This is a genomic window from Bacteroidales bacterium (assembly GCA_041671145.1).
Taxonomy (GTDB): domain Bacteria; phylum Bacteroidota; class Bacteroidia; order Bacteroidales; family JAHJDW01; genus JAQUPB01.
Window position 1 is genome coordinate 4018 of the sequence record JBAZBZ010000042.1, and the last position, 25498, is coordinate 29515.

The 25498-nt window shown below is 34.1% G+C and carries 24 protein-coding genes and 1 tRNA gene; 17 read left to right on the top strand and 8 right to left on the bottom strand.

Annotated elements, in window-relative coordinates:
* Positions 1-3144, top strand: a 3144-nt coding sequence (locus WC223_11735; GenBank protein MFA6924909.1) for a hypothetical protein, incomplete at its 5' end; no start/stop codon positions are given.
* 120 nt (positions 3145-3264) lie between these two features.
* Here the strand turns inward: WC223_11735 and WC223_11740 are convergent.
* The 6 genes from WC223_11740 to ppdK all read right to left on the bottom strand — a co-directional run bounded on the left by WC223_11740 (position 3265) and on the right by ppdK (position 12324).
* On the bottom strand, positions 3265-4104 hold the full coding sequence (locus WC223_11740; GenBank protein MFA6924910.1) for an MBL fold metallo-hydrolase: 840 nt from the start codon (positions 4102-4104) through the stop codon (positions 3265-3267).
* Positions 4105-4154: 50 nt separating this feature from the next.
* The gene (locus WC223_11745; protein MFA6924911.1) at positions 4155-6779 is read right to left on the bottom strand and encodes a POTRA domain-containing protein; all 2625 of its coding nucleotides are present in this window, start codon (positions 6777-6779) and stop codon (positions 4155-4157) included.
* Positions 6780-6781: 2 nt separating this feature from the next.
* Entirely contained in the window at positions 6782-7525 is a 744-nt protein-coding gene (locus WC223_11750; GenBank protein MFA6924912.1) for an isoprenyl transferase, read from the bottom strand.
* Between the two features lie 8 nt (positions 7526-7533).
* Positions 7534-8373, bottom strand: a complete 840-nt coding sequence (locus tag WC223_11755; protein MFA6924913.1) for a DUF6089 family protein — start codon at positions 8371-8373, stop codon at positions 7534-7536.
* 19 nt (positions 8374-8392) lie between these two features.
* Positions 8393-9298: a hypothetical protein gene (locus WC223_11760; protein MFA6924914.1), complete on the bottom strand. Its 906-nt coding sequence runs from the start codon at positions 9296-9298 to the stop codon at positions 8393-8395.
* 254 nt (positions 9299-9552) lie between these two features.
* Positions 9553-12324, bottom strand: a complete 2772-nt coding sequence (gene ppdK / locus WC223_11765; protein ID MFA6924915.1) for a pyruvate, phosphate dikinase — start codon at positions 12322-12324, stop codon at positions 9553-9555.
* A 173-nt stretch (positions 12325-12497) separates the two neighbouring features.
* Here ppdK and WC223_11770 point away from each other — a divergent pair, with 173 nt between their 5' ends.
* From WC223_11770 to WC223_11825, 12 genes are all read left to right on the top strand, one after another.
* On the top strand, positions 12498-13184 hold the full coding sequence (locus WC223_11770) for a hypothetical protein (protein MFA6924916.1): 687 nt from the start codon (positions 12498-12500) through the stop codon (positions 13182-13184).
* A gap of 129 nt (positions 13185-13313) precedes the next feature.
* Positions 13314-13385 (top strand) — tRNA-Glu (locus WC223_11775).
* A 151-nt stretch (positions 13386-13536) separates the two neighbouring features.
* Positions 13537-14739 (top strand): site-specific integrase, encoded by a 1203-nt coding sequence (locus tag WC223_11780; GenBank protein ID MFA6924917.1) that lies wholly within the window; start codon positions 13537-13539, stop codon positions 14737-14739.
* 71 nt (positions 14740-14810) lie between these two features.
* Positions 14811-15167 carry a hypothetical protein gene (locus tag WC223_11785; GenBank protein ID MFA6924918.1) on the top strand — a complete coding sequence of 119 codons (357 nt, stop codon included), beginning with the start codon at positions 14811-14813 and terminating at the stop codon, positions 15165-15167.
* 41 nt (positions 15168-15208) lie between these two features.
* Positions 15209-15433, top strand: a complete 225-nt coding sequence (locus tag WC223_11790) for a hypothetical protein (protein MFA6924919.1) — start codon at positions 15209-15211, stop codon at positions 15431-15433.
* A 3-nt stretch (positions 15434-15436) separates the two neighbouring features.
* Positions 15437-15700 (top strand): hypothetical protein, encoded by a 264-nt coding sequence (locus WC223_11795; protein ID MFA6924920.1) that lies wholly within the window; start codon positions 15437-15439, stop codon positions 15698-15700.
* Complete coding sequence (locus WC223_11800; GenBank protein MFA6924921.1) at positions 15697-16749, top strand: tetratricopeptide repeat protein; 1053 nt, start codon at positions 15697-15699, stop codon at positions 16747-16749. Before WC223_11795 ends, WC223_11800 begins: the two co-directional genes overlap by 4 nt.
* Positions 16750-16755: 6 nt before the next feature.
* A complete protein-coding gene (locus WC223_11805) occupies positions 16756-17019 on the top strand; it encodes a hypothetical protein (protein MFA6924922.1) in 264 nt (87 codons plus the stop codon).
* Entirely contained in the window at positions 17016-18056 is a 1041-nt protein-coding gene (locus WC223_11810) for a hypothetical protein (GenBank protein MFA6924923.1), read from the top strand. The genes WC223_11805 and WC223_11810 overlap by 4 nt, the downstream gene beginning before the upstream one ends.
* Before the next feature lie 7 nt (positions 18057-18063).
* Complete coding sequence (locus WC223_11815) at positions 18064-18561, top strand: hypothetical protein (protein ID MFA6924924.1); 498 nt, start codon at positions 18064-18066, stop codon at positions 18559-18561.
* 3 nt (positions 18562-18564) lie between these two features.
* The gene (locus WC223_11820; GenBank protein ID MFA6924925.1) at positions 18565-19068 is read left to right on the top strand and encodes a PsbP-related protein; all 504 of its coding nucleotides are present in this window, start codon (positions 18565-18567) and stop codon (positions 19066-19068) included.
* 90 nt (positions 19069-19158) lie between these two features.
* Entirely contained in the window at positions 19159-19515 is a 357-nt protein-coding gene (locus WC223_11825; GenBank protein ID MFA6924926.1) for a hypothetical protein, read from the top strand.
* Here WC223_11825 and WC223_11830 read toward each other — a convergent pair.
* On the bottom strand, positions 19501-19899 hold the full coding sequence (locus tag WC223_11830) for a helix-turn-helix transcriptional regulator (GenBank protein MFA6924927.1): 399 nt from the start codon (positions 19897-19899) through the stop codon (positions 19501-19503). The two genes, WC223_11825 and WC223_11830, sit on opposite strands and share 15 nt — an antisense overlap.
* Before the next feature lie 12 nt (positions 19900-19911).
* Entirely contained in the window at positions 19912-20325 is a 414-nt protein-coding gene (locus WC223_11835) for a helix-turn-helix transcriptional regulator (protein MFA6924928.1), read from the bottom strand.
* 157 nt (positions 20326-20482) lie between these two features.
* Here WC223_11835 and WC223_11840 point away from each other — a divergent pair, with 157 nt between their 5' ends.
* From WC223_11840 to WC223_11855, 4 genes are all read left to right on the top strand, one after another.
* Positions 20483-23215, top strand: a complete 2733-nt coding sequence (locus WC223_11840; GenBank protein MFA6924929.1) for a toprim domain-containing protein — start codon at positions 20483-20485, stop codon at positions 23213-23215.
* A gap of 90 nt (positions 23216-23305) precedes the next feature.
* Positions 23306-24223: a tyrosine-type recombinase/integrase gene (locus tag WC223_11845; GenBank protein MFA6924930.1), complete on the top strand. Its 918-nt coding sequence runs from the start codon at positions 23306-23308 to the stop codon at positions 24221-24223.
* A 14-nt stretch (positions 24224-24237) separates the two neighbouring features.
* Positions 24238-25104: a tyrosine-type recombinase/integrase gene (locus WC223_11850; protein ID MFA6924931.1), complete on the top strand. Its 867-nt coding sequence runs from the start codon at positions 24238-24240 to the stop codon at positions 25102-25104.
* 150 nt (positions 25105-25254) lie between these two features.
* Positions 25255-25498 (top strand): hypothetical protein (locus tag WC223_11855; GenBank protein MFA6924932.1); only part of this gene is annotated, 244 nt, incomplete at its 3' end.

The following is a 25498-nucleotide window of genomic DNA, read 5'->3' on the forward strand; positions in this document are numbered from 1 at the left end:
GGAACAAATACTATAACACTGAGCTCAACTTCCACTACTGTAAATTATAACGGCACCACCCAAACTGTAAAAGGCACCGCATACTATAACTTGACAATTTCGGGTTCAGGAACAAAAACACTTGGAGCAGCAACAACAATAAACGGTGATTTAACCGTTTCGGGTAGTGCCACGCTTGCCGATGGTGGATTTGCAATGACCGGAACTGCAGGCGGACATTTTACATTAGGCGCAGGCACCACATTCACAACTTCCCGCACATCAGCATGGTTCCCAACACTAATGCCGGGAGCGAACTATTCGTTAGATGCAACAAGCACTGTAATATACACAGCCACCGGCGATTTTTCATTGCCAACAACACCTTCAACCTATGGAAACTTTAAAGTTTCGGCTGTATCGGGAAATAAAACATGGCCATCCGGAACATTGACTATTAACGGCGATTTAACTCTTGAACAAACGGGAGCTCCCGGCGCTGACAATTATTTAACTTTATCAAATACTGTAAATATTACCGGAAATATTTATATGACAAACTCTTCCACAAGCGGCTCTCATTTGAATGCTTTGTTTCCGAATGGAACAGTAACTTGTAATAATATAATATTTAACGATTGCTCTTATGGACAGAATTGGGTGTCTATAACTCTGGTTAATTCTGTTTTCACTCTGAATGGTTCCATAACCATGGGTACAGTTGTAGGACAACAAAGTAAACAAGTTATACAGATGGACCGCACAGCCACGTTGTATATTCTTGGCGGAGGAATTTCGGGTTATGGTGATATAGATTTGTATTCAAGTTCGGGAATAGGAGCGTATGCTGCTGTACTTGATGTGAGAGGAGACATTGGTGCGGGTATTAAACCTCTTTCAGATGGAGGGACAAGAGTAGTAACCCCAACAATCAAACTAACCGGTAATTTTTTATGCACATCTGCAACATTATATGATGCAAATAGCTCTACAACTATAGAATTTAACGGAAGTTCGGACCAAACTGCCTCAAATGTCGCTTATTATCATTTAACAGTAAATAAAACAGGCGGAACGGTTACATTAACAAATACCACAACCATAAACGGAAACCTGACGGTTACAGCGGGAACATTTGTCGACGGCGGATTTGCAATGACCGGAACTGCAGGCGGACATTTTACTTTAGGTGCCGGTGCTACGTATAGCACTTCCAGGACGGCTACAATGGTACCAACAAATATTCCGGGTGCAAATTATTCTTTAGATGCAACAAGTACAGTAAAATTTACAGCAGCCGGGTATATAGAATTGCCATCTGTTATTTCAACTTATGGCAATGTGGAAATTGCCTCAACAGACGGATGGAAAACAACATTAGTAAGTACAACTACTGTAAACGGAAATTTTACTATGACACAACTACCGGCAGGAACTGATTACAATGCCTTTACTGTGGCATCTGGCAATACAATGAATATAGCCGGAGATATTATTATGAACAGCACGGCTACTACTACTACTTACCCTAATGTGTTTTATGCAGAACTAACAGGAACAGTAACATGCAATAACATTATTATTAATGAAAGTGCTACTGGCGGATTCAATATAGTTTATGGCGGTCATGGCTCACTAACCGCTAATGGTTCAGTTACTTTGGGAGCAACATCGGCTGCTACCAATCGGTGTTGTTTGTATGCATACGGTATAGGTACAATAACTGTTTTAGGAGGAGGTGTTAGCGGCTATGGAAGAATAGGACTTTTTCCCGATACATGGACTATTCCCTTACCTGCATTTACCGCTATTGTTGATGTGCGAGGCAATATAGGAGCAGATGTTGTAACTTCTCTTTCCAGTGGAGGCACTCCCGTGCTTAAACTAACAGGTGATTTTCTGAGTACGTCAGCAACTTTTTCTACAGGTTCTACCATTGAGTTTAACGGAAGCAGTCCTCAAAATATCGCAGCCGCTACCACTTTTTATAATCTTAAATTGAATAATTCAACCGGATTAACGCTCGGTGGCGCCACTACTGTGAGCAATACGCTTACATTAACAAGTGGGAAAATTACAATAGGCGATTATGATTTGAATATTGGAACACCCGGAATTAGTGGCAGCATTGCAAATTACAGCTCATCAAATTATATCATTACAAACGGAACGGGGACATTAAATCAATACAACATAGGAACAGGACAACGCACTTCCGTTTATTATCCTATAGGTATAAGTTCTTCAAGTTACACACCTGCCCAGTTGGATGTATCGGGAACTTCAACAGTTGATAATTTCAAGATGAAGGTGAGCCAGACAGTGTATAGTGCCGGCACAACAGGCACAGCATATACGGCAAACGTGGTTGACCGAACCTGGGATATTACCGAAGGCACTGCAGGAGGTTCGAGCTTAACAATAACCTCGCAGTGGAATTCAGGCGATGAACTTAGTGGATTTACAAGAGCTGCATGTTATGTCAGCCATTATACTGCAGGTGCATGGACACAAACACAAACTGCTGCGGCTTGTTCCGGTGCCGGCCCATACACAAGAACCTCGGGTGTCGTTACTTCTTTTTCACCATTTGCTCTTGGTGCAAGCACAACTCTGCCTATTGAATTACTTTCGTTCAATGCAATTTATAAAAATGGTGTTGTGAATTTATTCTGGTCGACAGCATCGGAAATAAATAATGATTATTTCACAGTGGAACGTTCAATAGATAGTAAAAGTTTTGAAATAATAACAACAGTAAAAGGAGCAGGCAACAGCAATACAGTTCTTAAATATTCTGCTATTGATAATAATCCGCCGCTTGGGATAATTTATTATCGGTTAAAGCAAACTGATTTTGACGGAACATACAAATATAGTAATGTAATTGCCGTAAAGACAAATAATAAAATTACAAACCTGATATTAACACAACCATATTTCAACGGAAAAGAAATTGCATCTAATGTGATAAATACCGGCAAAGAAACATTGAAGGTTGAAATAATTGATTTTACAGGAGCCGTAGTTTATTATAAGGTTTTTGAATCATTGGAAGAAAATATTGCTTTAAAATTACCTGCCGATAATATTGTAAAAAACACATCCTATATCATGAGAGTAAGAAACTCAAAAGAAATAGTTATGAAGAAGTTTGTGTATTAAATGGTCACCAGTTGTCATTGGTCTTAAAAAACTGAAGTATGAAGTAAATCCTACTTCATACCTCGTGCTTCATAAATTCAATCTTTTATCTTTCAACTTTTTAATTCTTCAATCGTATATTTAAATTTCTTCAATTTTAAATTTCTCTTTGATTCTAATATTTTTTTCTATCCTTTCAACCGTGCAACATTCCACGTAATAGTCATGTTCAAATATTAAAACATATTCTTCTTCAGCGGCGTTTTTCAGAAATTCTTCTTTTTCTTTCAAAGTTACTAATGGCTGAACATCATAGCTTGCAATATAAGGAATGGGAATATGAGCTGATGTTGAAATGAAATCAGCCGTAAATACAAATGTTTTTCCTTTGTATCTAATAAAGGGGATTATCTGTCCTATTGTATGACCGTTAAAAAGCTTTAGTTTTACATTACTTGTAAAGTCGGTATCTTCATATATGAAATTTATTAAACCAAGTTCCTGCATTGGCAAAATATTTTCTTTTAAGAAGCTTGGTTTTTCTCTTTTGTTGGGATTAACAGCCCAATCCCATTGTTGTTTGCTGCACCAATATTTAGCATTTTTGAAAGTTGCTTCGAATTTTGTTTTATCGCTGCTGTATTTAATTCCACCGCCGCAATGGTCGAAATGAAGATGAGTTAAAATTACATCAGTTACATCATCAAAATTAAATCCATATTTTTTAAAACAACTTTCGAGGTTATCTTCACCGAACATATAAAGATAACTGTAAAATTTTTCATCCTGTTTGTTGCCGATTCCGTTATCAAAAAGAATTAGCTTTTCTCCATCCTGAATCAGAAGACATCTGTCGGGTATATTGACATAATTATTTTCGTCAGCAGGATAATTTTTTGCCCATAATGATTTTGGAACAACTCCGAAGCAAGCGCCTCCGTCAAGCTTAAAGTTATCAGCTATCAATGTATAAATTTTCATTGTAATTCAATTAATTTGTAATTGCCCACCATTCACAATTTCACCACTTATTAATCTATTGATTGTCCTATTGAGAAGTGGAACTGACCTTTGTTTGCGCCAGGCATACCGGGAACTTCATCAAAGCCATAACCCCAGTCCAAACCGAGCAGACCGAACATCGGCATAAACAATCTGAGTCCGAATCCTGCCGACCTATGAAATGAAAATGGGTTAAATTCTCTGAATTTCAGCCATGAGTTGCCGCCTTCCATGAAGCTCAACACATAAATAGTTGTCATCGGACTTAATGAAATCGGATATCTTATTTCAAAAGTATATTTATCAAAAATTGCTCCTCCCACTTCGGTACCTTGTGCATTCTGGGGTGTCAAAGAATTATTCTGATACCCTCTTAATGCAATAAGTTCTCTTCCGTCAAACTGGTTGTATCCTGTAAGTCCATCACCGCCTACATAAAATCTTTCAAAAGGGGCAAGTCCCAAATTCTTATTATAAAATCCGAGAAAGCCATACTGAATCCTCGTATTAACAACCAAGTTACCAGCAAGTCGCAAGAACCATGATGATTTGAACTTCCATTTATGATATTCAATCCACTTATATTTTTCTTCAGAACTGATTTTTGAATAATCCTTGTTTCCGAAAAGTGAATATGGAGGAGTTGCCTGTACTTTAAGAGAAATATCAGAACCGGTTCTTGGATATATTGGTTGGTCAATTGAACTTCTGCCAAAAAGAAATGTATAGTTTATAACGTTTGCCGCCCCATTATTAAAATCGGAAATTAAATTATAATTATTTAAAAAATAATTCTGAAACCCCACCTCATTGTATAATGTAAAATAATCATCAGGCCATTTCAATCGTTTGCCAAGCCCTACGGATGCACCGTTCATCATTATTATCTGACGATTGGCATCGCTTTTTTTAGCCCCTGTAACATTATAAATCGAATGATAAACCGAAAAACTCAAAGCATTTGGTTTTTTACCTCCAAGCCATGGCTCAGTAAAAGATGCGTTGTATGATTGGTAATAAAGTCCGTTTGTTTGAGCCCTGATGCTAAATTGCTGTCCGTCTCCCGAAGGAAGTGGTTTCCATGCACCTTTCTTGAAAAAACTTCGTGATGAAAAATTATTGAACATTAAACCTAGAGTTCCGACAATTCTTCCTCCACCCCATCCTCCCGAGAGTTCTACCTGGTCGGAAGAAGTTTCCTCAACAACATATTCAATGTCAACTGTTCCGTCAGCAGGGTTGGGAGTAGGATTCACAGCGAGTTTTTCATTATTAAAATATTTTAACTGAGAAAGCTCTCTTTGTGAACGTATAATGTCTGCGCGACTAAACAACTGACCGGGCTTGGTTCTTATCTCGCGTAAAATGACTTTATCATTTGTTTTTGTATTACCCGTAATTTTCACATTGCTTATTGTTGCCTGTTTACCTTCATATATTCTAAATTCTATATCAATCGAATCGTTTTCAACTTTTGTTTCAACAGGATTAATAGAAAAAAACAAATATCCGTTATCAAGATATAATGAACTTACATCTCTGCTGTCGGGACTGGCTAATAAGTTTGTATTTAATACTTCCTGGTCGTATACATCTCCTTTTTTAATTCTCAATACGGAATTTAAAACTTCATCGGAATACTTTGTGTTTCCGACCCATGTGAGGTTACGAAAATAATACTTCCTTCCTTCGTCAACTTTAATATTAATATTTACAAGATTATCGCTGACTTTGTAAACAGTATCTTTTAATATTTTAGCATCTCTAAATCCTTTGTTGTTATAAGCTTCAATAATCTTTAACTTATCTTCCTTGTAATCATCTTCAATAAATTTTGAAGATTTAAAAATTTGTAATCTTAATTTGTCGGAAAAATGTTTTTTTAAAAATTCGGGGTAATCCTCTGTTTTCAATGTAATGAAACTTTTAGCAGTTTTGAATAAAAACTTGTCAAAATCAGCAAAAGGAGTAAATACTGCTTTTTGTTTTGTTTTCTTCAACGCATGTTTTATTTTTCCGGTTGACAATTGAAAATTACCATAAATGTTAATTTTATTGATTTTCACTTTTGCGTTTTTATCAATAACAATTAAAAGTGACACCGAATTTGGAGCAACACTGTCGGGCTTTTGTTGAATATCAACCTTCACATTCAGGTAACCTTTTTCAATGAAATGGTCTTTAATAATGCCGCTTGAAGTAATAATAAGATTATCGGTAACGATATCTCCTTTTGTAAGCTTAATTTTATCACGGATTTTATCGGCTTCTGATTTCTTAATTCCTTTAAAAGTAAAATGTGACAAACGCGGACGTTCCTGAATTTTAATATCGAGAAATATTGTATTACCGTGTGCTTTTGTTGCAGAAACAATAATTTCAGAAAACAAACCCTGTTTCCAGAGATTTTGTATTGCTTTTGAAATTTTTTCTCCGGGTATTTTTATTTTTTCTCCGACTGTAAGTCCTGAAACAAGAATCAAAACATTATTGTCATTAAATTTAGAACCCGAAAATGTAATTCCTCCGATTTCATATTCTTTCGGATTCAAATAATCAATATCTATATTTCCGGAAATGTCAACCTGAGCATTTGCAATAGTGCAAATAAAACAGAGAAAACAAAAAACAAAATAAAATCTTTTATTCATCATGATTAGCGTATTACTTGTTCGCTTGTGAGACCAAATCTTCTTTGGCGGTTTTGAAAATCAACCAGTGCTTCATAGAAATCTTCTTTTCTGAAGTCGGGCCATAATTTTGTTGTAAAATATAATTCTGAATAAGCAATTTGCCATAACAAAAAATTACTTACACGATACTCGCCACTGGTTCTAATCAAGAGTTCGGGATCGGGGATATTGCATGTATTAAGGTACAAGCTAAGCAAATCTTCATTTATATTTTCTTTTTTTATTTTATTTTTGATTACATCATCGGTTATTTTTTTTACAGCATTCGTTATTTCCCACCTTGAGCCATAGCTAAGAGCCAACACCAGAGACATACGTTTGTTGTTCTCTGTATTCTTCATTGCTTTCTGAAGTTCTTTATAACAGGAATTCGGTAAGGATTTTAAATCTCCTATTGCCAGAAGACGAATATTGTTTTTATTAAGAGTTTTAGTTTCTATATTTATAGTTCGGATTAAAAGTGTCATCAATGCGCTGACTTCATCTTTCGGACGTCCCCAGTTTTCGGTTGAAAAGGCATATAATGTAAGATATTTGATTCCGATTTCAGCAGCAGCTTCAGTAACTTCCCTCACAGATTTAATTGCGTTCTGATGTCCGAAAATGCGCAGTTTATTTCTTTGCTTTGCCCATCTGCCATTTCCATCCATAATAATTGCGACATGATTTGGAATTTTATTTTTATCAATTTTATCTTTATATAGCATTTATATTTTCATTTTGACTCATATTCAAGAAAACTTCTTTTTGGTTTGCCCAAACACCTTTCTTTTTTCATTTTCAATCTTATTGAAACAAAAACGCCTGCAAAGGAATACCAATCTTTATTTTTGGAATTTCCTCTCTGAACACCTGTTTGGTTAAGCGGTACAGAACGGTCGGAAAGTGCTTTAGCAACAGCACCATGCTCGCTTCCTACGACATCGGGATTTGCATAAGTGGTGCTAACATCATCAAGATAATCGGTGAAAGCTCTTCTCAATCCGTATTCAATTCCCATTCCTACACCTTTCATTATATTGAATTTTATTCCTAATCCGAAAGGAATTGAAAATGTAAGCAACGAATAGGGTTTTCTTTCGGCATATACGGTTGAACCCTGACCTTCTGTTCCGAGTTGCTGCAATGGATACCACTCGCCATTATATGATGCTTTAGGATTAAATCTGAACATTGATATACCGCCAAAGACATAAAAAGTAGCAGGATAATTTTTATCTCCAGTGATATAAGGAAAGAAATTAAATTCTATTTGAGTTGAAAATTCTGTTATTCCTGATTTAAAGCTAAGATTTCTTTCGGGTTTATAGCCAGATTTATGGTCATCTCCTTCAACCTCACCAAAATAAACATTCCCTTTAAATGCAAAGCGGGGATTAAAATTATACCTGTATATTGCGCCAGCTGCTGGTTTTGTTAAAAGAAAATGCTTTTTTGGATTGAGGTCGCCAATGTAATATGAACCCCCGACAAAAGGTCCAAATTCAACTCTCTGCGAAAAAGCAACATTAAAAAAAAACGCAAAAAACAATATCTGGAAAAACTTTTTATTCATAAAAGCTATAACGTGAAAATTAAAATTTTGGTATGCCAAGGAAATGTTGTACATAAGGAATTCTATATCTTAATGATAATACCATAAACATAAAAGCATCTTTATTTCGGGGGTCGCCTCTTTCCTGATTTGGTCTTGTTGCAACAACTAGCTCAGGATGATTGTTTGGAGGATTAGAAAAATATGCCGCAACTTCACCTTTAGCATCACGAACTAATTTAGGGTTTGCATAAGTGGTACTGCAATCATCAATATAATCGGTAGGAGCATATTGCAAAGTATATTCAATGCCTATAAGCCATTGGGGTGAAAGAAGGTATCTGAAGCCCATGCCTATGGGAATTGCTGGTTGCACTCTATGATACTTTTTCCTTGTAGCATATAAGCCCTGTCCCTCTGTGGATAGAGGCTGCAATGCATGCCACTTGCCATCAATATATTTTGCTTTAGGATTAAAGTAAAAAATACCGAATCCCGCGAAAAAATAAGTATAAACCTGAATATTATTCATTCCCCTTACGCCTCTGAGGTTATAAATATGTCCTCTTTTTTCCCTTCCTATTGAATACATGACTTTTCCGATAAATTCACCAACAGGTGACCTGAAACTCAGGTTTCTGTTATTTCTGAAAATTTCTTTAGTATAATTGTCATTACCGCCAAGTCGTGCATAATATAAATCAGTTTGAATATGAAAATTTTTTCCTATTTTATATAAATACCCTATATTAGTAACAAACCTAATTGCCGCAACGTTAAAATCCCTGAAGCCATGTGTACCAATATGGTTAGCACCTCCAAGGTCTCCCAGAAAGTTTGTCGCTCCACCACCAAATACCAATTCAGCGCGATTTCTTTTCCATACCTGAGAAGAAGCTATTAAAGGAATTGTTATAATAAAAAGTACAAAAAAATATTTTCTCATAATTTCATCTAAAAATTATAAAACAAAAATACTTGTTTTTATCTTACATTTATTACCTGACCATAAATTAATAGTTAAAAAATCAATATGTGTTTCAAGGTATAAATATTTGAATTTTTTCTGAACCACAATGATTTTTTCGCAAAATTAACAAATCTATTTAATAAATACTTTTAAATTTTCTTAATTTTAATATAATTACATAAAAAAACCGTCAAAATTCATGGTTTGACGGTTTTCATGTAAGAGGTTATTTATGCATAAGCTATTTTCCGTGATTTACTTGCCACTTTTGTGCTTTTTTTTTCAATCTTTTTTTTCGAAGCTTTAATTGCAGACTGGGCAGCAGCTAATCTTGCTATAGGAACACGGAATGGAGAACAACTCACATAAGACAAACCCGTTTTGAAGCAGAATTCAACTGATGCAGGGTCGCCGCCTTGTTCGCCGCAAATACCTACTTTTAACTCTTTGCGTGTGCTGCGTCCTTTAGTTACAGCCATTTCTATTAGTTGTCCAACGCCATCCTGGTCTATTGTTTGAAATGGGTCGGCAGCTAAAATCTTTTGGTCTAAATATTCATTCATGAATCCACCAATATCATCGCGGCTAAAGCCAAACGACATTTGAGTTAGGTCATTAGTTCCAAATGAGAAGAACTGGGCGGTTTTTGCCATACGGTCTGCCAATAAGCATGCACGTGGAATTTCAATCATTGTACCATATAGATAATTTATAGATTTTACTTTGAATTTTTCACAAACTTCAGCAAAAACTCTATCTGCAATTTTCTTTGTGAAATCCAACTCAGCAACTTCGCAAGTTACAGGAACCATGATTTCTGGATGAGGTTTCTTTCCTTCTTTAATTAATTCAACAGTTGCTTCGAAAATGGCACGAATCTGCATTTCAGAAACTTCAGGATAAGTAACACCCAGACGAACTCCACGATGCCCCATCATCGGATTTGATTCATGTAATGCTTCACCGCGTTTTGCAACTGCTTCGGTAGAAATATTTAATGACCTTGCCAATTCAGCTTGTTTTTCCGGGTTTTGAGGAACAAACTCATGTAATGGCGGGTCAAGCAATCTGAATGTTACAGGCAAAGTATCCATTGCCAATAATGTAGCTTTTATATCTTTCTTAACATAAACGAATAATTCGTTAAGAGCTTTTATGCGTTCATCAAGACCATCACTCAGAATCATTTTGCGCAATGCTTCCAATGGTTTTTCAGAACCTTCGCCGTAGAACATGTGCTCTGTACGGAATAAACCAATACCTTCTGCTCCATAATCACGAGCAATTTTTGCATCGGCAGGAGAATCAGCATTTGTGCGAACTCCCATTGTGCGGTATTTATCAACTATTTTCATGAAAGTTTTGAAACGAGGGTTTTCAGAAGCATCCATTAGTTTTAATGCTGTCTGGTAAACATGACCTTTAGTTCCGTTCAATGTAACTGTATAACCTTCTTTCAATACAATGTTTGTGCCTTCAATTTTTGCTGTTTTAGAAGCAGCGTCAACATGCAACTTACCTGCACCAACTATACAACACTTACCCCAGCCGCGGGCAACAAGAGCAGCGTGAGAAGTCATACCGCCACGGGCAGTAAGAATGCCAACTGCAGCACGCATGCCTTCAACATCTTCAGGATTTGTTTCTTCACGAAGCAAGATAACTTTTTCGCCTTTTCTTTCCCAAGCAACTGCATCTTCCGCAGTAAAAACTAATTTTCCGACAGCAGCACCAGGACCTGCAGGCAAACCTTTTACGAGAACAGATACTTTCTTTTCTTCTGTAGGGTCGCAAATAGGATGCAACAGTTCATCTAACTGAGCAGGGTCAACACGCATTACCACAGTTTCTTCATTAATAAGTTTTTCTTTTAACATGTCCATCGCCATGTTCAATCCTGCAGTACCGGTGCGTTTGCCTACACGGCATTGTAACATATATAATTTACCTTCCTGAATTGTAAACTCAATGTCAAGCATATCTTTGTAATTTTTTTCAAGAATTGCGCGGACATTGCATAATTCTTTGTAAGTAGCTGGCATTGATTCCTGCATACTCTTTAAATGTTTATTTTGGTCGTTCTTTGTGTCATTATTAAGTGGGTTTGGCGTACGTATACCTGCAACAACATCTTCTCCCTGAGCATTAATCAGCCACTCTCCATAAAACAAATTTTCACCGGTTGCAGGATTACGGGTAAAAGCAACACCTGTTGCTGATGTATCGCCCATATTTCCAAATACCATTGCCTGCACGTTAACTGCTGTACCCCAATCATCAGGAATACCTTCAATTCTTCTGTAAGAAACCGCTTTTTTACCATTCCAGCTTTTGAAAACTGCTTTAATACCACCAAACAATTGCTCTTTTGCGTTATCAGGAAATTCTTTTCCTAATTCACTTTTTACTTTTTTCTTGAATTCTTCAGCTAAATATTTCAAATCATCAGCTGTTAATTGTGTATCTTCTTTTACATTCTTTTTCTTTTTGTATTCGTTAAGCATATCGTCTAATTTCTTACGAATGTCTTTGTCAAGTCCCTCTGCTTTGTCCATAACAACATCAGCATACATCATTATCAATCTTCTGTATGAATCCCAAACAAAACGAGGATTGTTGGTTTTTTTGATTAATGCAGGAATAGTAGTTGTACTCAGACCAACATTAAGTACTGTATCCATCATACCAGGCATTGATGCTCTTGCTCCGGAACGACAAGATAGTAATAATGGGTTATTTGCATCTCCATATTTCATGCCCATTGCAGCTTCAACTTTTTTCATTCCAGCCATAACTTCACTTTCTAATGATTTCGGAAGCGAACATTTATTTGCATAATAATCGGTACAACATTCTGTTGTAATTGATAAACCCGCAGGCACAGGAAGTCCTAAATTTACCATTTCAGCAAGGTTAGCACCTTTGCCGCCAAGCAGATTTTTCATCTCAGCTTTGCCTTCGGCTTTCTTTCCGCCAAAGTAATATACATATTTTTTTGCCATATTTAATAGTTTTTTAATTAGTAGTTTCTTTTTTTTATTATGTTATCAAAGCAAATTAAGATAAAAAAAATATTAATTACAAAATTTATTACAATATTATAATGATTTCTTTTTTGTAATATATTTTTTACTATTTTTAACCCGAAAAGTATCATTAAAATAACATCAGAATTATGGCAAGAAAACCGAGTAATACGGCATGCATCTATGAATCGATAATAAAAAAAGACAATCTCAAACAGTTTGTGTTTGATAATACACGGAATACTTTTAATAATTTCAGGGACCTTGTAAAATCAATAGTTGCCGATTACCAGAAAAAAATGTCAAGAGATTCCCGAAAAGAGCTTTTAACATTTAAAGATAAAGGAGAATTTCAATTTGAGCTTGAGTTTGCAAGTGATATTTTGGTTTTCGTGCTACACAGCAATGTGTTTGAATTTGACAGAAACCATGAAGTAAGAAAAACAAAATATATTCAGGATGATAATTCCCGCTCATACTGCGGCGTAATTCTCGTTTACAATTTTCTTTCCGATTCTTTTAAATACGGAAGAATTAATGATGTAGGGTATCTTGTTGCCAGAATATTTATCAACAAAGAATTGCATTATTTCATAGAAGGCAAAAGGGAAATCGGAATGTTATACAGTAATTTTGAAAATTCAATTATGGATAAAACTTCTGTCAGCTCAATTGTTGAATCGGCAATGATGTATTGTCTTAATTTTGATTTACTATCTCCTCCTTTCGACAATATAAAAGAAGTAACAGTTTCTGAAGTAATGGAAAACCTCGAGCAGATGAGGATAAAAACAGGAAAACGGCTTGGATTCAGGTTTCAGGCGGATAAAAAGTAAGAAAGAAAATAGTTAAAAAAACGAATTATTCTATTTTTACAACTTTTTGAATATTTATAAGTTTGCTTAATTAAATAAATATTTTTAAAATTCAAAAAAAAATTCTAACTTTGCACACTTTTAAAAAAAGGCCCGTTCGTATAGGGGTTAGTACGCCAGGTTTTCATCCTGGTAACAGGGGTTCGAATCCCCTACGGGCTACTGAGTAACAAATTTTAAAAGCCCCTGAAATCAAAAATTTCAGGGGCTTTTGCTTTATATACTTGAATCTTGGCACAGTTATTGAAATGTAAAATAATGTTTGTTGATGTAAGAAAATGTCGTATTTTTGTCAAAATTTTGTCAAAATTATATGAATATAACCCCAAAAATCAATACACATTATATCCGTAAGGACGGAAAACATCAGGTACGTCTGGCTATAACCCGAAACTCCGAAAGAGCTTATTTTAATACCGATTTCAACGTTTTTGCTAACGATTGGGACGAAAAAAAACATAAAGCTAAAGACAAGAGAGAGAATGCCGATACCATTAACTTTAAAATCAATGAAAAGTCAAACGAAATCGAAAAATTTTTAATTGATAAACCTGAATTATCATTAAAAACCGCTTTAAAACTATTTAGTCAAGGGACAATTCATGGCAAAGGGCTTTCTTTCATTGAATTTGTGCAAAATTTTATCAATGATTGTGAAAAAGGTAAATATAAAAGAGAAAAGGGAACCATAAAAAATTATAAAGGCACGCTGAACCATGTAAAAGATTTTGATGTTAATGTTAAAGCATTTGATTTTACTACGCTTAATAAAGATTTGTATGACTGCTTTACTTTTTATCTGCGTAGCGAAAAAAAATTAGCCGAAAACTCTGTGGGTAAGATTATAAAAAATATTAAATCCTTCATAAATGAAGCTATTGAACAAGGTATAACAAACACAACTGAACATCGAAAAAAATATTTCAAAAAACCCAGCGAAGAACCCGATACTATTTATCTTAACACCGAAGAAATAGAAATTATTAGTAACTTAAATCTATCAAAACACCCTCATTTGTCTGATGAAAGAGACAGGTTTATTATTTCTTACTATTTGCTTCTGAGGTACTCCGACAGCATTACAATTAATGAAGGAAATATTTTTAAGCAGGACGGACAGTATTTTTTTAGAAAGCAACCTCAGAAAACAAAGCAGCACAATAACGAAGTTGTAGTTCCTGTTAAGCCGATTGTTCTTGAAATATTAAAAAAGAATGAATTTAATTTAAAGGCAAACACAAACCAAGAGGCAAACTGGAAGCTGAAAGAAATAGGAAAACTTGCCGAATTAGATATACCTGTTGAAGTAAACGGAAAAACTTTTAAAAAGTACGAGTTAATCACAACTCACACTGCAAGGCGTTCGGGAGCCACGAATTTATTCTTGCAAAAAGTTCCTGTAAAAATAATTATGGATTTAGGCGGATGGAAAACAGAAAAAAGTTTTATGCTTTATATTCGTGCTGATAAAATTGAATCTGCTAAAATGGCTGCCGATTATGAGTTTTTTAAGTAATCCGTTAAAATAATTACGTACATTTTAAATATTTATTATTTTTATTTGCATTACCTAAAATATAACCCTAAATGAAATTAAATATTATAAAGGTTCGTTACAAGATTTTGATTTGTTTTATTGTAATTGCTATTATTGGCTTTTTCTTAACTTATTTTCTGATAAAATATCAAATAGGAAAATTGAAAGTAGATAGCAATTCGGTAACAATTAAAATAACCATGTTTTATTTATATACCACTTATATATTTTTCAAATACTTTGGACTTTATATTTTAACACTTGTAATTTTATCAACTACCGGGTTTATTATTAGTAAAAAATATTACAATAGAGAATTTCAGATTGGATTTAAAATAATATCTATTATCACTTGGACAATTATACTGCTATTTATAGGATTTTCAATTTTAAATTCATTCATTTAAAAACAAAATTCTACATTTGTTGATTATAATTTTATTGAAGTATGGGACGAAAATTTAAAATAAGAGATGCAAACAATCAAACATTGGCAATTATTGTATTTTCATTTGTTTTAGAAGTAGGACATTTTATAGGAGTGATAATGAAACCCGATATTTCAAAACATGAGATTCGCTTTTATAAAAGCAATAACGACATGGACGAAATAATAAAAGGATTAATTGAACAAATAGGAATAGAAAAATACAACGATTATATTGAAGTATAATAAATGCAAATAAAATTTAAAATAAAAAATATTTTCAATCTTAGCATGAGAAAAGAGCTTGTGATTAGCGGAATTACAAGCACAGGAAGCATACAGAAAGGAATGAATATATTGATTGAGGATAAAAAAATAAAAATTATAGGTATTGAGATTATTGATGCAAAACATGTTGCTACAATCGGATTAACGATAAAATACAGAAACGAACACGATAAACAACAACTGGAGCAACTGTTTGAAAACACTAAAGAAATTACTATCGAATGAAAAAAATTATTTTCTTTATATTACTTGCATTTATATTTATTTCCTTTGATAATCCAAGAAGCAAATATTTTGAATATTACTATAAAAAAAGTTTAGAAGCTGCAAATAAAGGAAACGCTTCTGCTTCCATATATTACGCTGATAGTGCAATTTCGTTTATTTCAAACATTGATTCAATTTACTCACTAAAGGCAAATGCTTATTATATGTTGGGCAGACCAAATCAAGCAATAGAGCAATGCGAAATCGCACTAAATTTAAACAAGAAAAATGATTACGCTTATTTTATAAAAGGACTTTCCATATCATTAAAAAATGCTTATTCTGATAGTTTATATGATTTAATTAAACGATACAAAAAAGATAAGGAATGGTTTAAAGAAAATATATTGAATCGTTACAATTCAAGTTCATTAGAAAATGGAAATTATGTTTTAATTGATTACGGTTTGGCAATAAAATACATAGATACCTGCCTGTTGCTTAATCCGGCATATATTAATGCACGAATGTTCAGGGGTTTGTTTTATCAGTATCTTAATAATTATGAAAAAGCAATACCCGACTTCGATACCTGCATTAAACAGGACACAAATAAAATCCGAAGGTCTTGGTATTACGATTACATAGGAACATGCAAAGAAAAAATGGGATTAAATGAAGAAGCGAGAGATGCTTATACTATGGGTATTTTTTTCAATCCTAAAAGTGGTCTTTTATACGAAAAACGTGGAATGTTATATAATAATGTTTGGTTTGACAGAGAGTATGCCTGTAAAGATTTGCAGAAAGCAATGCTGTATGGAAGATATATTGACAGCATTGAGAAATACTGCTCGCCAAGCGAGTACGATTTTGTTTCGAGAATGCACGGTCCTAAAGATTGGCGACATGATTATAAATATTATTGTTGCCCTCAAATAAAATTTAATCCGCAAAAAGATACATTAATTGATATAGAAATAGTACCAGGAGTTAAAGAAAAAATGCTTGACTTAAAGAAAAGTTATGTTGATAGTATTGAGAAAAGCCGAATTGTAACACCATAAAACCACATGCAAATAAAATTTAAAATATCAAAAACCTTTTCCGTTACTGCAAAAAAATATTTTGTTATTGGTGGAAGAACTGCTAATGGCAGGGTAAAGCAAGGAATGAATATTTTAATTGAAAATAAAAAAATACCAATAGAAAGTATTGAAATTATAGACGGAGTGCCTATTGCAATGCTTGGCTTAGTGATTAAATACAAAGATGAGCAGGAAAAACAGCAATTGGAACAATTATTGAATAAAGTAAAAGAAATAAATATTGAATGAACCGGAACTGCAACATAAATGCAATAAACACTTGGAAATACAGCGATATTGCTATTTCTGAAAGCAATATTGCAAATTGTTTTTGCAGCACAACTCCTACGACCCACAAAACAGATAAGCACTATTTTGGTATGATAATGCCCGGAAGAAATTTCTCATCAAACTCATATCGGTTTGGATTTAACGGACAAGAAAAAACTGATGAAATTTCAGGCAACGGAAACCATAATACTGCACTTTATTGGGAATACGACACTCGCACAGGTCGCAGATGGAACAGAGACCCTATTACATTTACTTGGCAAAGTCCTTACGCTACAAATAACTGCAACCCAATAGTATTTACCGACCCGCTTGGTTTGTTTGGTTCACGTAAAGAAGCAAGAGAATATAAAAAAGAACATGAACTAAAAGGTAGTATCCACAAGGGAAAAGATGGGATTTTTTCAATAGATAACAAAAAACAAGGAACAAGTTTATTTAGAGACCCATCTACAGATAATATTCCGAACTTGATAGGAAGACAAGAGGATGGCGTGATAAAGAGCTCATTAATTGATGGAACAAGTCAAACCCCTTCAACAGATGATTACAATGCAGGAATAGAGCAGTTTGGGAAAAGAGGTATGGTGATAAAAAAAGAGGTTCAAAAAGCTTCTTATGAATTTAATAAAAATATTTTAAAAGAATTAGATATTAATGTTAAAACCAGTGCAATTACAAAGGGATATAAAGGTTTGACGAAAGGCATTGCTAAACATGCTCCAATTATCGGATATGTAATAGATGCAAAAGAAGTAATAAACGGTATTCAAGCAGATGGAAATGCTCTTGGTGCAAACACAGCGATTGAAGTGGCAGGAGTGGCAGGTGGTGCAGGTGGTGCTTGGGCTGGTGCAGCAATGGGAGCTTCGATAGGTTCATTAATATGTCCTGGTGTGGGAACTGTTGTGGGCGGTGTTATAGGTGGCGTATTGGGTTCTTGGGGTGGCGAGGAAGCAGCAGAAGGAATAACTAGAAAAGCACTTAAAGAATAATAAAACTATGGAAAGAATTTGGAACTACTTTTTTTATTCTACTTGGAAACTTCAAATCTTATTGGGCGATTTATTGTTTCAGAAACCTATATATTTTATCATTTTAAATATTTTCCCATTTCTTCGTAAGAATGAAGCAAAAGGACTGAAAGAATATAAAAAAGTAATGAATAATAAAGATTACGGTTTTAATATTGGCTTTGCATTTGGTTTTATGTTTTTGACAACAATGGTTATTTACAGTAGTATTTGCTTATACATTGTTAAACTACTGAATATAGAAGTTGGGGATACAATTTACTATTACTTCATAGTTGTTGTGGCTTTATCCTATTTAACCAATTATTTGTTGCTATATCGTTCAGATGCTTATAAGAAGTATTTTGATGAATTTGATAAGGTTAATAATAAATCACTAATTTATCTTTCTGCTGTTTTATTCCATTTAGGAATTATTGGCTTTGGAATATTGTCAATACATTGGACAGTAGGTTTTAATCTTTAAAAAATGAAAATGTTACAAATTACAATTGCTCTTATGATGCTCGGAAGTTGTTCACAAGAAAAGATGCTAAAGTATGTTGGTAAAAACTATGAAATACTTTACCCTGCAAGTTGGACAAAACAAGAAAAATCAAATGTGATATTTTTTCTATCGCCAAAGGTAAATGAAAAGGATATGTTTCAAGAGAATGTAAACCTGATGTTACAAGACTTATCTCAACAGCCGATGAGTTTGGAGCAATACACCGAGCTAACGAAAAAGCAGATAACGGATAATCTTGGAACTTCTGCAATAGTATCAATTAAAAGTACAACACTAGCAGGGCAACAGGCAAAGGAATTTGTTTACAATATGGATTATCAGGGACGAAAACTAAAAATGAAACAATATTGGTTTATTAAAGGAAATGTAGCATACTTGTTTACATATACAGCCGAACCATTAGAGTTTAATAAATACGAAAGAACTGCAACGGAAATGATACAGAGTTTTAAGATTACCAAATAAAAAAAATATCTCACTCGAATTTAGCGAAGTGTAATCGAGTGTAGTAAGGGTTTTGAGGTACAGCAATGCTTATAAAATGACGGATATACTTTGCAACAAAAAATAATCAATGAAGTAACCGAAATTATCAAATCCGAATCTTTCCAAAACCTTTGCAAAGCGTTTAAAGAAGGCAAAGCAACAAGCATAAAAATAAATACAATAACAATAGTGTCAGAGCCGGAAGCACCAATTTCCGGCATGACACTTTTTAATGAAAATGGTTTTGTACTCGGAAAAGAAGCATTTACAAGTGATACAGAACTTATAAAAACATTACTTCACGAAATATATCGGTTAAAAAAAAGTTCTTCAAGAAAAACAGGGTTGTCAAAAGCGTTATCAACAAAGGAAACAAAAGATGCGTATGAATTTGCAGAGAGGGCGATAAAATTATTTTTTCTTTAAAAACTCAGGAGGAACAGGTTTATAATTACCAACAATTTCTTTTAAAGTTTTTTTAGCAATGATAAGGTCAAGCAATTGCAATGCTATTGTTCTGTCTTCACCTTTTAGTTCATTAATCACTTTTAATCTTTCAAATATAGGAACGTCTTTTACATCATTTTCAGGATAACCAAAAATCATATTATCTAAACTGATTTCAAGAAACTGCACAGCTTTAAGCAACACTTTTATTCTTGGAATAACTTTGCATGCTTCAATGCTACTGTAATGTGTCGGAGTAACACCAATGGTGTAAGCAACTTCTTTTAAAGAATATCGTTTTTCTAATCGAGTTTCCTTGAGTTTCTTTCCAATATTTTTAAGGAAATCATCAGTTATTTCCATGAAACAAAATAATTACTTGTTGTGTTTTTTTAAGAACTCTAACGGAACACTTTCGTAATCGCCAACAATACTTTTAAGAGAATCCCTTGTTAGAACAAGTTTTAACAACTCATTAGTAAAATATAACTCTTCGGGACCGAGCTTTTCTATGCGTTCAAAATTTTTAGCTAAAGTTGGGTTTTTTATTTGAGGTTTTTCTATTGGTTTTTCACCAAAAATAAGTTCGTCAATACTTATTTTGAGTGCTTGTGCCGCTTTAACCAATGTTTTTAAACTTGGGGTAACTCTGCCTGTTTCAACTTTGCTGTATTGATTAGGAATTACGTCCATTATTTCAGCAAGTTCTTTTTGAGAAAAACGTTGTTTTTCTCTCGCTTCTTTAAGGCGTTTGCCGACATTCTTCAAAACATCATCAGTTACTTTCATTTAACAAAAATAATCATTAAAATACTTTTATTAAAAAAAAATATACTAAAAATTCATTTAGATTATTCATAAATAATTATATTTGTCGTTTGAAGTAATTATATAAACATAATACACCTTAAAAGATTATTTAAGATTATTTAAGAGCAATATAAAAATGAAAATACCTGAAATTAAACAAAACCTGAGCTTAAACACAGTTTTAAGCCACTATAATCTCAAGCCAGACAATAACAATCGTCTTCATTGCCCCTGGCACGATGACAAAACACCGTCATTACAAATATATCCCAAAACAAACACATGGACTTGCTTCAGCTCCAAATGCAATGCCGGAAGTGGCGATGTAATTGATTTTATTATGAAATATGAGGTAATCAGCAAATATGAAGCAATACAAAAAGCAATAGCACTAATCCCTTTAGCTCAAAGCATAAAGCCAAAAACAGAAAGCGAACAAACACCGAATAATTTTACTGACAACGAACAACCGACAACCAACAACATCGCTACACGAACAGAAGTTTTAACAAAAGCATTTAATTATTTTAAGGCGGGTTTAAGTGGCAAAAGCAGGCAGACATTAGAATATATCGAAAGCAGGGGGCTTGATAAAACTAAGTTGGAAATCGGCTATAACTCCGGACAAATGCACCACAGAGAAAACCGTCAATATATCGAGAGTTATGTAAAATATCACATATTAGCAATCAGCGAAGCAAAAGGCAAAACGGAAAAATGCTATACTGTTTGGGCAAAATACTGTATAATCTTTGCCTTACGCAATAAACAAAACCAAATAACAGGACTGTACGGAAGAAGCACAATAAATAATAATGAAAACAAACACTTCTACCTGAAAGACCGTTCAGGGCTTTACCCAAGCTATCCCAAAGAAACAACAACAAAATTAATATTAACCGAAAGCATTATTGATGCAGCTACATTATTACAAATATCAGGCATTACAAAAGAATATGAAATACTCGCATGTTACGGAACAAACGGACTAACCGAAGAACACAAACAGGCAATAATCGAATTAAAGCACTTGCAGGAAATAATTTTTGCTTTTGACAATGACGAAGCAGGAAGCAAAGCAGTAGAGAAATATACACAAGAGTTAAAAATTATAAATGAAAATTTAAAAATCAGCAAAATAGAATTACCCTGCAAAGATGTAAACGAAACTTTTATAAGCCACGAACCCACAGTATTTATGCACCTTTTAGAACAACGAAAGATTTTGTTTTCAGATGAAAAAACAAATAAAAAAGAAAAATCACAAACCGGTTCGCCTTCAAATCAGCACCACATAGCCACTTCCCCACTTCCAAAATTTAACGCAACTAATCACGAAGCATTAACTTACGAAACAACCGAGCTGCATGTAACAGTTCTCGGAGGCATAAGAATAAGCGGACTGGAACGAATGAAAGTAACTCTGAAAATACAAATCAAAAACAGTCATTATGACCCGTTGCGACAATACTTAGACCTTTACAATAACGAACAACTTACCCGACTAATCCGCACAGTAAACGAACAATTTGAAGTAAAAACCGAAACCATACGGCAAGCAGCGTTGGGATTAATAGAAGAACTTGAACATTATCGTATTAGTCGAATCAGCTTATTGCAACCATTACAGCCCAAAGCCCCTGAATTATCGCCACGAGATATGACAGAAGGCGAAAACTATTTATTAAATCCCAAACTTATGCGTAGCACAATGGAGGACTTGGGAAAGACAGGAATAGTAGGCGAACAGCACAACCGGGCAATAATGTATCTTGTATTTTTAAGTCGCATTACAGAAGAACCATTGCATATAATATCATTCGGAGCAAGCGGTTCAGGCAAAACACACTTACAGGAAAAAATAGGAATACTTTTACCCGAACAGGATAAACTTGAAATAACTACGCTTAGCGGAAATGCTCTGTATTATTTTAAACATGATGAAATAAGACACAAAGTTTTATTAATCGAAGATATGGACGGAGCGCAGGAAGTGCTTTATCCGCTTAGAGAACTGCAAACAAAACAAAAAATAACAAAAACGGTAAGTTTAAAAGACAGTCAGAACAACATAAAAACAATAACATTCACAGTTCACGGACCGGTATGTATAGCAGGTTGCACAACCAAAATAAGAGTTTATGAAGACAACGCCAACCGCAGTTTGCTTATTTACATTGACAGCAGCAGGGAACAAGACGAAAGAATTATGACTTACCAACGTGATGAATCCGCAGGAAAAATAAACAAAGCAGAAGAAAAAAAATATCAGTTGTTGCTTCGCAATGTACAGCAAATGCTCAAGCCGCTCAAGGTTGTTAATCCTTATGCACCACACTTGAAAATACCGCCGGGAGTGTTTAAGAAAAGACGAAGCAACTGGTTATATCTACGCTTTATAGAAATCATAACTCTGTACCATCAGTACCAACGAGAACAGAAAACAAATAATGAAACAGGCGAAATATATATCGAAACCACATTAGAAGATATTGCATGGGCAAATAAATTACTTAAAAATGTTTTACTCCGAAAAGCCGATGAATTAAGCGAGCCGGCACGTAACTTTTTTGAATACCTTAAAAAATGGCTGAAAGAAAATAAAATGGAGCAGTTTAAAAACAAAGACATCAGAGACGGATTGCAGGTAACAGCATCGTGCCTAAAACGATACCTGCCGGAACTGCTTAACTGCGGACATATAAAAATTACATCAGGCAACAAAACAAAGGGATACACTTACGAAATTACAAGTTATGAAGAATACGAAAAACTTAAAAACAGCATAAATAATCTGCTCGACAATTTACTTGATGAATTAAAAAAGAAAGAAGAAAAAAATAAAAATACAGTGGTTTGCTTGGTTTAACGTGGTTTATTAATAAAAACGAGCCATTGAAAACATTTACAGTCGTGTTTTTAACGGCTGTGGTTCGGAAAAAAATAAAAAAGGTGTGTTATGAAAAGTATGGAATTAAATCATAAAGATTTTATACGGCTTGAATATGGCTTTAGGGAATGGTTAAGTTTACTCGGTTATGCAGGAACAAGTGTATATGGAATACCTAATTCCATTCGTGAATTTTTAGCATGGCTTGAACAAAACAGAATTTTTGATATAAATAACATTACATCTGACCATGTAAACGAATATTTTGAAACACTCCGGCACAGAATAAACACACGCAGAGAAGGCGGATTAAGTAACAGCTATCTGAATAAGCACTCGCAGGCATTAAAACGCTTCAGCACCTACTTACGTGAAACATCAGGAAACGGTTTTTCGGTAGAAATAAAAACAATAAAACAGGAACGGAATATTAAAGATGTACTTACCATAAAAGAAGTGCAGCTTCTTTTTGATGCAACCAATGATACCGCTTTAGGATTAAGGGACAGAGTAATGTTAAGCATTTATTATGGTTGTGGATTAAGAAGAAACGAAGGAATACAAATGGATACAGACGATATACTTTTCGACCGCAAACTTCTTTATATCCGGAAAGGAAAAAATTATACAGAACGCTATGTGCCGGTAAGAGAGAAAATCATCAAATATATTGCCGATTATATCAATAGCGGAAGGACTGCATTAATAAGAGAAAGCCATTCAGGTAATGCTTTTCTGCTTAGTGAAAGAGGAGAACGCATAAACGGACAGAGTTTGTTACTTCGCTTAAAACAACTGAAAGAAGCCACAGGCGATACTGAACTGATGCAAAAGAATATCGGGTTACATTCCTTACGCCACAGCATAGCCACACATCTACTTATGCAGGGCATGAAATTAGAACGCATTGCACAATTTTTAGGACATAAAAGTTTAGAAAGCACCCAAGTTTATGCTCACACAGCAGCAGAACTTGAAGGGAAATAAAAATTATTAATATTATGGACTTTAGAAAATATCTTGAAAAGCAGCAGTACTCAACAAATACCATAGAAAGTTATTTAAAAGCATCCGATAAATTTTTGGAATGGCTCAAAGAAGAAGGCATTAAGCCACACGAAGCACGATACAACGATATGCTTGCATTTATAAGGCATGAAACTAATGCAGGACAAACCAAGCGACAAATAAACGCATATCTGACAGTAATAAGGCACTATTTTAATTATCTTATCAAAATAGGCAAAGCAAAAGATAATGTAGCTGCAAATCTTTATATACAGGGAGTATCAAGAAGAATACCGCATGACTTACTTGATGAAGAAACTTTGAAAAACATTTATGAAAAATATCCGGTGAAAGGATTTATCGGAAAACGAAACAGAGCTATTTTAGGAATGATGGTATATCAGGGATTAACCACCGAAGAATTAGCTAAACTTGAATTAGAGCATATACAAATTAAAGAGGGGAAAATTTATGTTCCCGGAAGCAGAAGAAGTAACAGTCGTATTTTACCTCTTGCAGCTCAACAAGTCATGGAACTGCACGATTACATTAATAAAACACGCCTTTTAATACTTGAAATAACAGAAAAAGAAAACAACAAACTTTTTACATCAATAGGAGTTAGTGGGCGTTTTCACAATATAATGGATAAGTTGCTTAAAAATGTGCGAAAATATATACCGGAACTTAAATCGGCTAAGCAAATACGAATGAGTGTAATTACTTACTGGCTTGAAAAATTTAATTTAAGAGAAGTGCAATACATGGCAGGACACCGTTACGTAAGCAGTACGGAACGCTATCAACTTACAAATCTTGATGACCTGCAGAACGATTTAAACGAATACCACCCTTTATAATATCTTTTTTTTGTTAAAACATCAGTGTTTACTGTTATAGTAAGCATTTATTGTTATTGTATTTTTTTCTTTCAACTGAAAAAACAACTGAAAAAAAATAAAGTAAAATCTTTGGTATGAAAGATAAAATATGTATTTTTGAAATAACAAATGAATAAAACAAAATACACATATTACCCCGAAAACACGCTAATAAACAGCCAATCCGAAGAATATCGTACATATTTTTTAGGTATGGAACATAAACACGAAGCTACTACGAACACCCGCAAGAATTATTATACCTTCGGTATGCTGATGCCCGGGAGGAACTTTAACACCACAACCTACAGGTACGGTTTCAATGGCAAAGAGAAGGATGACGAGCTAAAGGCTAGTGGCAATAGTTATGATT

Excerpts from the sequence above, each read along its gene's own strand:
- WC223_11770 (MFA6924916.1), top strand. The coding sequence starts at position 12,498 with ATGGCAAGAAAACCGAGTAATACGGCATGCATCTATGAATCGATAATA.
- WC223_11750 (MFA6924912.1), bottom strand. The coding sequence starts at position 7,525 with ATGCTATATAAAGATAAAATTGATAAAAATAAAATTCCAAATCATGTC.
- WC223_11830 (MFA6924927.1), bottom strand. The coding sequence starts at position 19,899 with ATGGAAATAACTGATGATTTCCTTAAAAATATTGGAAAGAAACTCAAG.
- ppdK (MFA6924915.1), bottom strand. The coding sequence starts at position 12,324 with ATGGCAAAAAAATATGTATATTACTTTGGCGGAAAGAAAGCCGAAGGC.
- WC223_11785 (MFA6924918.1), top strand. The coding sequence starts at position 14,811 with ATGAAATTAAATATTATAAAGGTTCGTTACAAGATTTTGATTTGTTTT.
- WC223_11850 (MFA6924931.1), top strand. The coding sequence starts at position 24,238 with ATGGACTTTAGAAAATATCTTGAAAAGCAGCAGTACTCAACAAATACC.
- WC223_11800 (MFA6924921.1), top strand. The coding sequence starts at position 15,697 with ATGAAAAAAATTATTTTCTTTATATTACTTGCATTTATATTTATTTCC.
- WC223_11755 (MFA6924913.1), bottom strand. The coding sequence starts at position 8,373 with ATGAATAAAAAGTTTTTCCAGATATTGTTTTTTGCGTTTTTTTTTAAT.
- WC223_11760 (MFA6924914.1), bottom strand. The coding sequence starts at position 9,298 with ATGAGAAAATATTTTTTTGTACTTTTTATTATAACAATTCCTTTAATA.
- WC223_11820 (MFA6924925.1), top strand. The coding sequence starts at position 18,565 with ATGAAAATGTTACAAATTACAATTGCTCTTATGATGCTCGGAAGTTGT.
- WC223_11740 (MFA6924910.1), bottom strand. The coding sequence starts at position 4,104 with ATGAAAATTTATACATTGATAGCTGATAACTTTAAGCTTGACGGAGGC.
- WC223_11805 (MFA6924922.1), top strand. The coding sequence starts at position 16,756 with ATGCAAATAAAATTTAAAATATCAAAAACCTTTTCCGTTACTGCAAAA.
- WC223_11840 (MFA6924929.1), top strand. The coding sequence starts at position 20,483 with ATGAAAATACCTGAAATTAAACAAAACCTGAGCTTAAACACAGTTTTA.
- WC223_11790 (MFA6924919.1), top strand. The coding sequence starts at position 15,209 with ATGGGACGAAAATTTAAAATAAGAGATGCAAACAATCAAACATTGGCA.
- WC223_11845 (MFA6924930.1), top strand. The coding sequence starts at position 23,306 with ATGAAAAGTATGGAATTAAATCATAAAGATTTTATACGGCTTGAATAT.
- WC223_11810 (MFA6924923.1), top strand. The coding sequence starts at position 17,016 with ATGAACCGGAACTGCAACATAAATGCAATAAACACTTGGAAATACAGC.
- WC223_11815 (MFA6924924.1), top strand. The coding sequence starts at position 18,064 with ATGGAAAGAATTTGGAACTACTTTTTTTATTCTACTTGGAAACTTCAA.
- WC223_11795 (MFA6924920.1), top strand. The coding sequence starts at position 15,437 with ATGCAAATAAAATTTAAAATAAAAAATATTTTCAATCTTAGCATGAGA.
- WC223_11745 (MFA6924911.1), bottom strand. The coding sequence starts at position 6,779 with ATGATGAATAAAAGATTTTATTTTGTTTTTTGTTTTCTCTGTTTTATT.
- WC223_11780 (MFA6924917.1), top strand. The coding sequence starts at position 13,537 with ATGAATATAACCCCAAAAATCAATACACATTATATCCGTAAGGACGGA.
- WC223_11835 (MFA6924928.1), bottom strand. The coding sequence starts at position 20,325 with ATGAAAGTAACTGATGATGTTTTGAAGAATGTCGGCAAACGCCTTAAA.